At 57.7% G+C, this 14,130-nt stretch carries 10 protein-coding genes; 7 read left to right on the top strand and 3 right to left on the bottom strand.

Translation table 11 applies throughout. The annotated features are described in order from the left end of the window. The first annotated feature begins 11 nt into the window (after window positions 1-11). The 7 genes from NHF56_RS18470 (at window position 12) to NHF56_RS18500 (ending at window position 9,696) form a co-directional block, all read left to right on the top strand. Entirely contained in the window at window positions 12-1,289 is a 1,278-nt protein-coding gene (locus NHF56_RS18470; protein WP_252807317.1) for an aspartate kinase, read from the top strand. Window positions 1,290-1,369: 80 nt separating this feature from the next. Beyond that, window positions 1,370-3,637 (top strand): phosphoenolpyruvate--protein phosphotransferase, encoded by a 2,268-nt coding sequence (gene ptsP, locus NHF56_RS18475; RefSeq protein WP_252807318.1) that lies wholly within the window; start codon window positions 1,370-1,372, stop codon window positions 3,635-3,637. Between the two features lie 7 nt (window positions 3,638-3,644). Further along, window positions 3,645-4,721: a peptide chain release factor 1 gene (gene prfA / locus NHF56_RS18480; protein WP_252807319.1), complete on the top strand. Its 1,077-nt coding sequence runs from the start codon at window positions 3,645-3,647 to the stop codon at window positions 4,719-4,721. Next, window positions 4,714-5,568 (top strand): peptide chain release factor N(5)-glutamine methyltransferase, encoded by an 855-nt coding sequence (gene prmC / locus NHF56_RS18485; protein ID WP_252807321.1) that lies wholly within the window; start codon window positions 4,714-4,716, stop codon window positions 5,566-5,568. The genes prfA and prmC overlap by 8 nt, the downstream gene beginning before the upstream one ends. Before the next feature lie 322 nt (window positions 5,569-5,890). Beyond that, a complete protein-coding gene (locus tag NHF56_RS18490) occupies window positions 5,891-6,511 on the top strand; it encodes a DUF4167 domain-containing protein (protein WP_252807323.1) in 621 nt (206 codons plus the stop codon). A 193-nt stretch (window positions 6,512-6,704) separates the two neighbouring features. Continuing rightward, window positions 6,705-9,320: an ATP-dependent chaperone ClpB gene (clpB, locus tag NHF56_RS18495; protein WP_252807326.1), complete on the top strand. Its 2,616-nt coding sequence runs from the start codon at window positions 6,705-6,707 to the stop codon at window positions 9,318-9,320. A 19-nt stretch (window positions 9,321-9,339) separates the two neighbouring features. After that, on the top strand, window positions 9,340-9,696 hold the full coding sequence (locus tag NHF56_RS18500) for an MmcQ/YjbR family DNA-binding protein (RefSeq protein ID WP_252807328.1): 357 nt from the start codon (window positions 9,340-9,342) through the stop codon (window positions 9,694-9,696). A gap of 3 nt (window positions 9,697-9,699) precedes the next feature. On the opposite strand, the gene NHF56_RS18505 is transcribed toward NHF56_RS18500, so the two are convergent. From NHF56_RS18505 to NHF56_RS18515, 3 genes are all read right to left on the bottom strand, one after another. Next, window positions 9,700-11,616, bottom strand: a complete 1,917-nt coding sequence (locus tag NHF56_RS18505; protein WP_252807330.1) for an OmpA family protein — start codon at window positions 11,614-11,616, stop codon at window positions 9,700-9,702. A gap of 196 nt (window positions 11,617-11,812) precedes the next feature. Further along, complete coding sequence (locus NHF56_RS18510; RefSeq protein ID WP_252807332.1) at window positions 11,813-13,759, bottom strand: M23 family metallopeptidase; 1,947 nt, start codon at window positions 13,757-13,759, stop codon at window positions 11,813-11,815. 27 nt (window positions 13,760-13,786) lie between these two features. Next, window positions 13,787-14,130 (bottom strand): hypothetical protein (locus NHF56_RS18515; protein ID WP_252807333.1); only part of this gene is annotated, 344 nt, incomplete at its 5' end.

Consider the following 14,130-nt stretch of genomic DNA (forward strand, 5'->3'; position numbering starts at 1 on the left):
CGGACTTCGAAATGGCACGTATCGTCATGAAATTCGGCGGAACTTCCGTCGCAGATTTGGAACGCATCCACCGGGTGGCGCGCCATGTGAAACGGGAAGTGGATGCAGGCCATCAGGTCGCAGTCGTCGTTTCGGCCATGGCCGGCAAGACGAACGAGCTGGTGGAATGGGTTCGCACCATGCCGAAGGTGACCGGCGCAAGCTCTCCTTTTTACGATGCGCGCGAATATGACACGATTGTTGCCTCCGGCGAGCAGGTGACATCCGGCCTTCTGGCAATCGCGCTTCAGTCCATGGGGATCGACGCGCGCTCATGGCAGGGTTGGCAAATTCCGATCAAGACCGACAATGCCCACGGCGCAGCACGGATCATGGAAATCGACGGTACGGAAATGATCCGTCGTTTCGAGGAACTGGGCCAGGTGGCTGTGGTTGCCGGTTTCCAGGGCATTGGTCCCGACAACCGCATTGCCACGCTTGGCCGGGGCGGGTCTGACACAAGCGCTGTGGCGCTGGCGGCTGGGCTCAAGGCCGACCGCTGCGACATCTACACGGATGTGGATGGCGTTTACACGACCGACCCCCGCATTGTGCCGGAAGCGCGCCGCCTGAAGAAGATCGCGTTTGAAGAAATGCTGGAAATGGCTTCGCTGGGCGCAAAGGTATTGCAGGTGCGCTCGGTGGAACTGGCCATGGTGCACAAGGTCCGCACGTTTGTGCGCTCCTCATTTGAAGACCCCGATGCTCCGGGTATGGGCGACTTTGACAACCCGCCGGGCACTTTGATTTGTGACGAGGATGAAATCGTGGAACAGGAAGTCGTAACCGGTATCGCCTATGCCAAGGATGAGGCACAGATTTCGCTGCGGCGGCTTTCCGACCGTCCCGGCGTTTCGGCGGCCATTTTCGGACCTCTGGCCGATGCGCATATCAATGTTGATATGATCGTTCAGAATATTTCCGAAGACGGGTCCCACACGGACATGACCTTTACCGTGCCATCCGGCGACGCTGAAAAGGCCATTTCGGTTCTGAACGCCAACAAGGAAAAAGTGGGCTTTGATGCCATTCAAAGCGAATCGGGCCTGGTGAAGGTTTCCGTGATCGGTATCGGCATGCGAAGCCATGCGGGCGTGGCTGCGACTGCATTTAAGGCGCTTGCCGAAAAAAGCATCAACATCAAGGCGATCACCACGTCGGAAATCAAGATTTCTATTCTTATTGACGGCCCGTATGCAGAACTTGCTGTACGCACTTTGCATTCTTGCTACGGTCTCGATAAAAGCTGATTTGAGAGTTTGATCTTTGTCTTGGCCGTTGATGACGGCGGGCGAGATCGGCGGTTGATAAATTCGGGGAGCGGTAGCGCATGGCAGACCTTCCAAGGGGTCCGCGCACTCTGCTCAGGCGGCTCAGAGAGCTCATGGCGGAACCGCTTGAGCCGCAAGAGCGACTTGACCAGATTGTTCGGCATATTGCCCAGAACATGGTTGCGGAAGTGTGCTCCGTCTATGTTCTGCGCGCCGATGGGGTTCTCGAACTTTATGCCACAGAGGGTCTGAAAAAGGACTCCGTTCACCACGCACAATTGAAGATGGGCCAGGGTCTTGTCGGTACGATTGCCGCAAGTGCCCAGCCGTTGAACCTTTCCGACGCTCAATCCCACCCGGCCTTCCGTTATCTGCCGGAGACGGGCGAAGAGATCTATCATTCCTGGCTCGGCGTGCCGATCCTGCGCGTGGGCCGTGCGCTCGGCGTTCTTGTCGTGCAGAACAAGGAGCGCCGTACCTATCGCGAGGAAGAGGTCGAGGCGCTTGAAACCATCGCCATGGTGGTGGCGGAAATGATTGCGACCGGCGAGTTGAGAAAGATCGCCAAACCGGGCATGGAACTGGACACGAGCCGCCCGGTGACCGTTGACGGCGACAGCTACGGTGATGGTCTTGGTCTGGGATATGTGGTGCTGCATGAGCCGCGTATCGTCGTGACCAACCTCTTGAACGATGATGCGGAACACGAACTCAAGCGTCTGAACGAGGCGCTTGGGTCGCTGCGGATTTCCATTGATGACCTGCTTTCGCGACGTGATGTGTCCATGGAAGGCGAGCATCGCGAGGTTCTGGAAACCTACCGTATGTTTGCTCATGACCGGGGCTGGGTGCGCAAGCTGGAAGAGGCGATCCGCAACGGCCTGACGGCGGAAGCGGCAGTGGAGAAGGTTCAGAGCGACACCAAGGCACGGATGATCCGGCTGACCGATCCATACCTTCGCGAGCGCATGCATGATTTTGAAGATCTCGCAAATCGCCTGCTTCGCCAGCTGACCGGTTATGGGCCGAAAGGCGGCGATGACGGATTTCCGAATGACGCGATCATTGTCGCGCGCGCCATGGGGGCTGCTGAACTTCTCGACTATCCGCGCGAGAACATTCGCGGACTTGTGCTGGAAGAAGGCGCGGTGACAAGCCACGTGGTGATTGTGGCGCGTGCGATGGGTGTGCCGGTTGTCGGCCAGGCCGCCGGCGTGGTGGCGCTGGCCGAAAACGGCGATCCGGTGATCATCGATGGTGATGATGGCAAGGTTCATCTGAGGCCGCTGCCTGATCTGCAGAACTCCTATGAGGAAAAGGCCCGCTTCAGGGCGCGCCGTCAGGAACAGTTTCTCGCCCTGCGCTCGGTGGAGCCGATTTCTGCCGATGGCGTGCGGGTCGATCTGTTGATGAATGCGGGTCTTCTGGTCGATCTGCCGCAGCTTGATGGTTCGGGCGCGCAAGGCATCGGCCTTTTCCGCACCGAACTGCAGTTCATGATTGCCTCGACCATGCCGAAGGTTGACGAGCAGGAAGCCTTTTACCGGAATGTGCTGAAGAATGCAGCGGGACGTCCGGTGACTTTCCGCACGCTCGACATTGGCGGCGACAAGGTGGTGCCCTATTTCCGCGGGGCGGAAGAGGAAAACCCGGCGCTCGGCTGGCGGGCGATCCGTTTGGCGCTTGACCGTTCCGGGCTTTTGCGCATGCAGTTGCGCGCGCTCTTGCGCGCGGCTGCGGGGCGTGAATTGAAGATCATGATACCGATGGTGACGGCGGTTTGGGAAATCACCGAGGTGCGCAAGTTGCTGCAGAAGGAAATGGAGTTTCTTTCTTCACGCGGCTACGAATTGCCCAAAAGCCTGAAGCTTGGTGCCATGCTCGAGGTTCCCTCGCTGATGTGGCAGCTTGACGAACTGATGGCTGCTGTTGATTTCGTTTCGGTCGGTTCCAACGATTTGTTCCAGTTTGCCATGGCGGTAGACCGTGGCAATGCGCGCGTTGCCGACCGATTCGATGTTTTGAGCCGGCCATTTCTCAGAATGCTGCGGGATATCGTGCGTGCGGCCGAGCGAAACAAGCTGCCGCTGACACTGTGCGGGGAGATGGCCGGGCGGCCGCTGTCTTCGATGGCGCTGATGGGTATTGGGTTCCGGTCCATTTCGATGTCACCGGCTTCAATCGGACCGATCAAGGCCATGCTTTTGGGGCTGGATGTGGGCAAGCTGTCTGCGCTCATCAATTCGGCCCTCGACGACACGACGTCGAAGACGCCGCTGCGCGAGACGCTTCAGCATTTTGCCGAAGCCAACGATATTCATCTCTAGGTTCGAAATGGCCAAACTTCCTGTTCAGAAGATGCGCGAGTTGGAGCGCCGTTTCGGTGAAATCGAGGCGCGTATGTCGGCTGGGCCGGCAGCCGACGTCTATGTCAAACTTGCCGCGGAATATTCCGAGCTTGAACCTGTTGTAAAGAAAATCAGGGATTTTCAGAAGGCGGAGCAGGAACTTGCCGACCTTGAAGACCTTCTTGCCGACAAATCCAATGACCGAGAAATGCGCGAGCTGGCGGAGCTGGAAATTCCGGATCTGAAAGAGCGCATCGAGGGGTTGGAAGATGAGATGCAAATTCTGCTTCTGCCCAAGGATGCCGCCGACGAGAAGAGCGCCATTCTGGAAATTCGTGCAGGCACCGGGGGTTCTGAAGCCGCGCTCTTCGCCGGCGATCTTTTTCGCATGTATGAACGCTATGCTTCCGCCAATGGCTGGAAGGTGGAGGTGCTTTCCGCCAGCGAAGGCGAAGCGGGAGGCTATAAGGAAATCATCGCAACTGTCAGCGGGCGCGGGGTATTCGCCAAGATGAAGTTCGAATCCGGCGTCCATCGCGTGCAGCGGGTTCCGGAAACGGAAGCCGGCGGGCGCATTCATACCTCTGCGGCTACCGTCGCGGTTCTTCCTGAAGCGGAAGATATTGATATCGAGGTTCGTGCGGAGGATATCCGGATCGATACGATGCGTTCTTCTGGTGCTGGCGGTCAGCATGTGAACACCACGGACTCGGCTGTGCGCATTACCCACCTGCCGACCGGGATTGTGGTGACGAGTTCGGAAAAGTCGCAGCACCAGAACCGCGCCAAGGCCATGCAGGTTTTGAAAGCCCGGCTTTATGACATTGAGCGGCAGAAGGCTGATGCCGAGCGCTCCGCTTCGCGCAAGAGTCAGGTTGGCTCCGGCGACCGGTCCGAGCGCATCCGCACCTACAACTTTCCGCAAGGCCGGCTGACGGACCACCGAATTAACCTGACCCTCTACAAGCTGGACCGGGTGATGGAAGGCGAACTCGACGAAGTGGTGGACGCGCTGATTGCCGATTATCAGGCCGAGCAACTGGCGCAGCTCGCGAATGGATAAGCCATCGGATATCGCTTCTGTCTTGAAAGATGTGCGGCGACGCTTCGAGCAGGCAGGGTTTGGCGAAGCGGCGCAGGATGCGCGGGTGCTGGTTTCCGGCATTCTCGGTCTTTCGGCAACCGAGCTTATTCTTCATGACCGGCAGGTGTTGAGTGCGGAAGAATGCGGACGCATTGAAGTGGCAGTCAAGCGGCGGCTTGCCGGTGAGCCGGTTTATCGCATTCTCGGCGAGCGATCCTTCTATGGCCTGAACTTCAAGCTTTCCGCGGATACGCTGGAGCCGCGCCTCGATACGGAAATTTTGGTGGATGCGGCTCTTGAGGCGGTCGGCGACAATGGCGGGCATGTGCGAATTCTCGATCTCGGTATTGGCACGGGCGCAATCATTCTCTCGTTGCTTCATGCGCTTCCAAAGGCGCACGGTGTTGGTTGCGATATTTCCGAGGGCGCGGTCGCCACGGCTCAGGAAAATGCCGAACGATTGGGGCTTTCAGCGCGCTTTGAAGCGCGGATCAGCAACTGGTTTGAGAATGTTGAAGGGCGGTTTGATCTGATTGTTTCCAATCCGCCTTACATCGAATCAGATGAGATTGAGGGGCTCGCGCCTGAAGTGCGGCAATTTGATCCACGGGCCGCTCTTGACGGCGGGCCGGATGGTTTGGCCCCTTACCGGGCGATTGCGCAAAATGCAGCAGGTTTTCTCAACGAAAACGGGTTTGTTGCCGTGGAAATCGGCTGGCAGCAAAGGATTGATGTTTCTGGCATTTTTACGGAAAGCGGGTTTGTTTTTCGTAGATGTGTGAAGGATCTGGGCGGCCATGACCGGGTTTTGCTGTTCGGCCTTTGAAAAATTTACGTGAAAATCCCTTAAATTTGAGGGTGATTGAAAAAAATACTTGGAATTGAGCGGCAGGCACGATAGGGTCCTTCTTGCGCACCGAGCGAAACAAGGCGGACGATTTGATTCCTGCTGGTTTTCGGCTCAGGCTTTTGCTCTCAAAAAAGAGTTGATGAGATAAGCCTTTCCTGAGATGGAAATGGCACTCGAGCTTTCACGATAAGCAAGTTTGCGCGATGGCGGGGGTTTTCAGCTCTGGGGATACGCTCGTTTGGGGCAGATGCTTCGCGCCATGTCATAATTGTGAGCGGAAACAATCAGGTAGTTTTATATGAGGTCAGGACAGCAGAATAAGCGCGGCCGCGGACGTAATAACAATAATAACAACAATAACAACAACGGCCGTAAAGGTGCAAATCCGCTGACGCGGACATATGACAGTTCCGGTCCGGATGTTAAAATCCGTGGTACGGCTCAGCACATCGCCGAAAAATATGCCCAGCTGGCACGTGATGCACAGGGGTCCGGCGATCGGGTGATGGCGGAAAACTATCTGCAGCACGCCGAGCATTATAATCGCATCATTGCGGCCGCCCAGGCACAGATGCAGGAACGTTACCAGCGCGATGATCGCTCCGACAATTCGGATCATTCGGATAATGAAGGTTCGGACGGCTCTGACGATGCGAATCAGACGACCGGCAAGGACACGTCCGCTGATAACGCTTCTGATGGCAGCGGTCCGCAGCCGGTAATTGATGGTGTGCCTGCTGAAGTGGCGCTGGAAAACGAAGAGCAGCAGAACGCGCCGGAGCGTCCGCGTCGGCAGCAGCGTCAGCGTCGTCCCCGTCGCCAGCAGAACAATGCCGAGGGTGGTGAAAAGCAGGAAGGGGGTTCCGATTCGTCGGGCGATTCTTCCGGCGAGCCTGCCCTTGCAGAGGCCGGCGAATAAGCGCCTATTAAACCCCGGTGGCCACACCGGGGTTTTTTATTTAAACCTCTTTAAAAAAATTCAGAGCCCTCCCATATGTTGATCGGAGGCGGTGGCAAATGCACTGCCAAATGTGGCCCGCCGGCTATCTGGGGGCTTTATCTGAATTGTCGGGTCGCGCCGGAACGGGCGGTTTGACGAACGGAGGTTTGATATGAACTTAGAGAAATATTCCGAACGCGTGCGCGGTTTCCTGCAATCTGCGCAAACCGGTGCCTTGGCTCAAGGTCACCAGCAGTTTACTGCCGAACATGTGCTGAAAGTGCTTCTGGACGACGACCAGGGCATGGCTGCTGCCTTGATTGAGAAAGCGGGTGGCAGCGCAAAGGATGCGCGTCTTGCCAATGATGCCGCCCTGGCCAAACTGCCGAAAGTATCCGGGGACAACGGACAGATTTATCTGTCTCAGCCTTTGGCGCGTGTTTTCTCCGTCGCTGAAGAGGCTGCGAAGAAGGCGGGTGATTCGTTCGTAACGGTTGAACGCCTTTTGCAGGCGCTTTCCATTGAGAAAACGGCTTCCACAGCTGAGACGCTGAAAAAAGCCGGTGTCACGCCGCAATCGCTGAACGATGCGATCAACGAAATCCGCAAGGGCCGTACCGCTGACAGCGCCAATGCCGAAGAAGGTTTTGATGCGCTGAAGAAATATGCGCGTGACCTGACCGCCGATGCGCGTGAAGGCCGGCTTGATCCGGTGATTGGCCGTGACGACGAAATTCGCCGCACGATCCAGGTGCTTTCACGCCGCACCAAGAACAATCCGGTTTTGATCGGTGAGCCCGGTGTCGGTAAAACCGCAATTGCCGAAGGCCTTGCGTTGCGCATCGTCAACGGTGACGTGCCGGAATCCCTGCGCGACAAACAATTGATGGCGCTCGACATGGGTGCCTTGATTGCAGGCGCAAAATATCGTGGTGAATTCGAGGAGCGTCTGAAAGCGGTTCTGAACGAGGTTCAGTCCGAAGAGGGCAACATTATCCTGTTCATCGACGAGATGCACACTCTGGTGGGTGCCGGCAAGGCGGATGGCGCGATGGATGCATCGAACCTTCTGAAACCTGCGCTTGCTCGTGGTGAACTTCACTGCGTGGGGGCAACGACGCTTGATGAATACCGCAAGCATGTGGAAAAGGACGCGGCTCTCGCTCGGCGCTTCCAGCCGGTCATGGTTTCGGAGCCGACCGTGGAAGACACGATTTCGATCCTGCGCGGCTTGAAGGAGAAATACGAACAACACCACAAGGTGCGTATTTCCGACTCCGCCCTGGTTTCGGCTGCCATGCTTTCCAACCGCTATATCACCGACCGCTTCCTGCCGGACAAGGCCATCGACCTTGTTGACGAGGCTGCTTCGCGTGTTCGCATGCAGGTGGACTCCAAGCCTGAAGAACTCGACGAACTCGATCGCCGAATCATTCAGCTGAAGATCGAGCGTGAGGCTCTGAAGAAGGAAACCGATACGGGCTCGAAGGACCGGCTTGAAAAGCTGGAAAAGGAGCTCGCCGGTCTGGAAGAAGAGGCAGATGCACTGACGGCGCGCTGGCAGGCTGAAAAGCAGAAGCTTGGTCTTGCTGCAGACCTGAAGCGCAAGCTGGATGAAGCCCGCAACGATCTGGCGATTGCCCAGCGTTCCGGCGAATTCCAGAAGGCTGGTGAACTGGCTTATGGTCTCATTCCGCAGCTTGAGAAAGAGCTGCAGCAGGCCGAAACACAAGAAGGTGAAGCAACCGATGCCATGGTTCAGGAGGTGGTAACGCCTGACAATGTGGCGCAGGTGGTTTCGCGCTGGACCGGCGTGCCTGTCGACAAGATGCTGGAAGGCGAACGCGACAAGCTTTTGCGGATGGAAGATGCTATCGGCAAATGGGTTGTCGGCCAGGGTGACGCCGTGCAGGCGGTTTCGCGGGCGGTTCGCCGTGCCCGTGCAGGTTTGCAGGACCCGAACAGGCCGATTGGCTCATTCATGTTCCTCGGCCCGACCGGTGTCGGCAAGACGGAGCTCACCAAGGCGCTTGCGCGTTTCCTCTTTGACGAGGAATCGGCCATCGTTCGTATCGATATGTCCGAATATATGGAGAAGCATGCTGTATCACGCCTGATCGGTGCACCTCCCGGCTATGTCGGTTATGACGAAGGTGGTGCATTGACGGAAGCCATCCGTCGCCGGCCCTATCAGGTGGTTCTGTTCGACGAGATCGAAAAGGCGCACCCGGATGTCTTCAACGTTCTTCTCCAGGTTCTGGATGATGGGCGGTTGACGGACGGTCAGGGTCGCACGGTCGATTTCAAGAACACGATCATCATCATGACGTCGAACCTCGGTGCGGAATATCTGACGGCGCTGGGCGAAAACGATGAGAGTGAGATGGCCCGCGAGCAGGTCATGAATGTGGTCAAGGCAAGCTTCCGGCCCGAATTCCTGAACCGCGTGGACGAGATCATCCTGTTCCATCGTCTGCACCGTTCGGAAATGGGCGCGATTGTCGATATCCAGCTTGGTCGTCTCATCAAGCTTCTGGCCGATCGCAAGATCACCATTCAGCTTGAAGACAGCGCCCGCGAATGGCTGGCCGACAAGGGCTATGACCCGGTCTACGGGGCGCGGCCTCTGAAGCGGACGATCCAGAAATATCTGCAGGATCCGCTGGCCGAAAAGATCCTCTCCGGCGAGGTCCCGGATGGTTCGAATGTCGAAGTCATGGCTGGTTCCGACCGCCTGCTGTTCGAGATTGTTGCCGGCAACGGCGACAATGCGGAAATCGCAGCCTGATGAATGAAAGGCGGCGCAGATGAAGGTTGACGATTTCAACGCATTCTGCGCCGCCTTGCCTCATACGTCCCATGTCGTCCAATGGGGTGGTGCGCATGTCTGGAAGGTCGCTGGAAAAGTGTTTGCCATCGGTGGCTGGAATGATGGCGATGAACTGGCTGTGACGTTCAAAGTTTCCCAAATGGCATTCGAAATCTTGCGAGAGGAACCTGGTCTTCGACCTGCTCCCTATCTGGCATCGCGTGGAATGACGTGGATCCAGAGGACTTCTGGTGAAAGCATGAGCGATGGCTCCCTCGGAGATCATATTCGAGAGAGCCATCGCATTGTCGCGGCCGGGTTGCCGAAAAAGGTTCGGCTTGCACTCGGGCTTTAGGCCTTACTGCTCAACGACTTTTGCGCCTGCGGGGCGAACAAGCGGTGTGACGCGCCGGATAGTCACGCGGCGGTTCAGCTCTTCCGGCCCTTCTGTCCTGACCTTGAGGTAGCGCTCGCCATAGCCCTGGGTCGCCAGGTTTTCCGGCTGCACGTCAAAGACCTGCGTCAGGACCTCTGCGACCGATTCGGCGCGTTTGTCGGACAGAACGAGGTTCGAGCGGTCCGAACCTACCGCGTCGGTGTGACCTTCAATCAGGAAAGTCTCGCCAGGGTCCTTTTCAAGAAGATCGTTGATCGCGTCTGCCACACGGCGCAGGGATTTGGCTTCACTCAAGGAAACCTCGGCGCTTCCCGTTGCAAACGTGATCGTGTCCAAATCAATTCGGCGAACCTTGTCGCGGACGCGTGCGGAATGACGAACTTCGTCCAGGCTGTATATTCTCTCCACCTGTTCGACCGGTGGCTTTGCCAGGAACTCCTCGTAGTCGCGATCACGGCTGGAGGAGGTATCGATAATGTAATCGCTCAGCGGAACGGGCAGCCGCATGGGCGGAAGATCGCGGCCTGGATCGTAGAATTCGTCGCGGTCATCGCGGCCTGGATCATAACCGTCAGGGTCGTAATAGAGAATATACTCGCGACCGTCGCGGATGCGTGAGCGCTGCACGATGTCGCCCCAGCGGTTGCGCACCGTCACGACCGTATCGCCGTTGCGTCTTTCAACCACTTGCCGGGTGAAGCCGCCAGGCAGGCGCTCATAATATGATTCGCGCGAATCACGCTCAATGCGATCGCCGTCGTCGAAGCGGATGGAGATACCGCTGCCAAGATCGATGATCATGCGATTTCCATCTTCGCCGATCACACGGCCTTCCGGCTCTTCGTAGCGGGGGCGGCGGTCCAGGCGCGTTCCTTCCTGGCGTAACGCCGAACGGGCCTCCGGCTTCTGTTCAGGTGCGGACTCAGTGCTTGTCTGTTGCTGTGCCTCGGCATCGCTCTGCGGCACGATCAGCGTTTTCGGCTGCGGTGCTGTTTCTTCAGGCTGCGGGGCGGCTCGGGTCGTCTCAGGCGGGGCTTCCTTGGCGCTGTCTAAAATCGGAGCGCCGTTTTCCACGGGCAGCTCGACCGTTCCCTCCGCACTCGCAGGGTCTTCGGCCGCCTTCAGCTTTTCCTCTTCGGTCTTGGGCGGTTGCTCGCTCGCCGGCTCGGCGGCGGCCGGCTCCGTTGCCTCTTTCGGCTCTTCTTTGGGTTCTTCAGGCGCTGCACGCTCGGGCGCTGGCGGCGTTTGCGTGTCGCTTGGCGCTGCGCTTTCGTCTGTTGTGCTTTCGTCAGGGGCAGGGGCAGGGGCCGGTTCAGGTTTTTTCACAGGCTCCGCGCCCTCGGGCGCTGGCGGTTCTTCTGCTGGCGGCTCGGTCTGTTCGGTTCCGGCTTCCGCTGCATCTGCGGGGGCAGGCGCTTCTTGCGGTGCGGGAGCGGCGTCCTGGGTCTGGTTCGGCTCCGGTTCGGCTGGCTTCGGCTTTACCTCGTCCTCAGGCGCAGGTGGAGCTTCCGGTGCAGGTGCTGACTGCGTTTCGGGGGCCGGTGCCGCTTCGGGTGCCTGATCCTGCTGAGTTGGTGCGGCTTCCGGCTCAGGCGGCGCGGGTTCAGGGGCGGGCGGTGGTGTTTCTTCGGCAGGTGGTGACGGCTGCTGTGCCTCCGGTGCTGGTTGTTCTTCTGCCGGTTGTTCAGCATCGGCAGGTGGCGCTTCTTGCTTCTTTGCCTGGCAATCGGCATCAGCCTCGGCGCATTGCGGCTCTTCTGCCTGCGCAATCACAATCTCCGCGTTGAACGCGTTAGCCTGTGCAGGGGCGATCATTCCGGATGCTGAATAAAGACAGATCAGGGGCAGGGCAGTCGCTGCAACCAGTTTCTTTTTCATGGGATGTTTCCGTTGTCGTTTCTTTGCGTCGATATGAAACGAAAAGTTCGGCGGAATTGTTCCCGAAATGCGGCGGCGTGAAAAAAGTGCTCCCGGATGGAGTTCGGGCTGAGGCGAGAGGAATGAAATCCTTATTCGCATATATACGGCGTGGCTTCGGCTGCCTGAAGCCGCTTTATCAAGCCTGTTGTGGGCCTCAGTTACTTGCCACTTGTTGCCATTCGCTATGGCCAAGCAGTTCGTCGATGCGCTTGCGCTCATCTTCAAACTTCACCAGGGCAGGGCCCTTCAGCGTCTTGCCATCCGGCAGGCGGATCTTGAGCGGATCAACCTTCGTGCCGTTGACGATCATCTCGTAATGCAGATGCGGTCCTGTCGAGAGACCCGTTGTACCGATCCAGCCGATAACCTGACCCTGGCGCACCTTGGCGCCCGGAACGACATCCTTGGCAATCGCATTCTGGTGGTTGTAGGAGGTGACATAGCCGTTGGCATGCTGAATGAGCGTCTGGTTGCCATAGCCGCCCTTGTCCCATCCGGCGCTGATCACCGTTCCATTGCCGGTTGCGATGATGGGCGTTCCGCGCGGTGCTGCCCAGTCGACGCCAGTGTGCATGCGCATATAGCCCAGGATCGGATGACGGCGCATGCCAAAGCCCGACCGGAAGACGCCGTTCGGCACCGGGTTTCTTAGAAGGAACTGATGAATGCTCTTGCCGTCCTGGTCGAAGTAGTCGATCGACTGGTCATCGGGATTTTGATAGCGGTAAAGACGCGTGACCGTATCGCCGAACTTTGCGTAGATAAAGAGAAGCTCGGAATCGTCGGTCACATTGCCGTCTTTGTCTGCAACGGTGAACAGAACCTCGAGTTTATCGGCAGGCTTCAAGCGCGCCTGGAAATCGACATTGTTGGCGAGCAGTCGAACCATCTGGGCAGTGAGATCCTGACCCATGCCATAAGAAAGAGCGGCGCGATAAACGCCATCGTAGACACTGGGAAGGTCGCGGTTGACCGCGACGGCCTGTGGCTCCTCGTCAAAAGCATTGGCAAGTGCGTCCAGCATAGGCGGTTCATCGGCTTCGACGAAGCGTCCCTTGTCATCAAGCGCGATGGTGACGAGGTGATCGCTGTCGCGATAAACACTAGCGCGCACGACGCGAAGGCTTTCGCTCGACTGTATAATGCCGACGCGCAAAACATCGCCGGGTTCCAGCTTTCCATCGTCCAGTTCAGGGCCGAGATAGTCGGCAATGTCGGCGGCTTGAGCCTCGTTATACCCGTTGGCCGCGAGCGCTGTTGCGACCGTCATTTCGCGTCGGATCGGTATGATGTCGTCGGCGTATTCCGGGCTTTCCGGTCGGATAAGCTCAGGCGCAGACACCGATACATTGGTTTCAATAACCTTTGCGGACAGTCCCGCGGTGATATCCAAGGGGTCATTGCCGGCGGCAAAGCGGCGCGGATCGACATAAAAGAGGGAGGCGACCTGCGTATTGCCGTCGGCCAGAACCGAACCATTGGTTCGAACGATTTCCTCGACTTCCTCAAGCGACATGGGTGGCGCATAGTTCAAGCCGCGACCATCTGGCGGAAAATCCCGCGTCTCGAGGCTGATTTCGGTTTCGACGTCGGAACCATAGATGGTGCCTGAGAAACTGCCGGATGGCTGCGCGGACGAGCCGTCGTCTGAAAAGAGCGCCAGCGGGTTGAATTTCGGATAGTCTTCCTGAACCGGTCGGTTGGCAGCCAATGACATCTTCACATGCGCGAAGGGCTGGCGGCGAACCACTTCCTTACCGCCCTCCTGGACCATAGTCGACACTTCCAGGATCTCTCGATCGGACGGCTTGGATGCTATGTTGGCAGGAAAGAGCCGGCTTCCCTTCACGGTGACGGCAGCATTTGCGGCATTGGAGTTTTCGGTCGAGGCATATGCTTCTGCAGGAATGGCAAGCTGACGTCGCCCTTCCACAGCTGCGGAAAGCGCAACTCCCATCAATATCGTGCTGGTGATGCCGGTGAGAAACGTACCGGAGAGCCAACGGAAAGACACCTCGCGCCGGTCAGGCACACGACGTACATTTGCCAGAATCGGCGGCGTATCGCCGAGCGGCTTAACAATGTTCCGATCGCTACCCATGCTTCGGCGGTCTCGCCCCAATTGATATTATTGTTTCATTTCCGTTTGCCCGTTTCGGGCGGTGGAGTCAAATAAGAAGCGGATCAAGTCGGGAGTTTTGATCACGCTATCACATATCTCTTCACGCTCCTCCTCCAAAAATGTGTACTTATCGTGGCGAGGCACCGTCAGACGCCCCACAATTTGAGGCCGGGCATCATGGGTATTGAGGGACTGAAAAAGCGCCCGGCACTTTTTTTCACTTTTTTGAAAAAACCGTGTTGACAGTTCCGGGGGGGTAGTTCTATAAGCCCAATCACTGACGAGGGCGGCGGCGCTGCTGGCGACGACCTCCTTCGCTCTTGGAAAATCTTCAGAAGTTGCTGGTAAGT

It is taken from the genome of Rhizobium sp. L1K21 (assembly GCF_024055895.1).
GTDB lineage: Bacteria > Pseudomonadota > Alphaproteobacteria > Rhizobiales > Rhizobiaceae > Ensifer_A.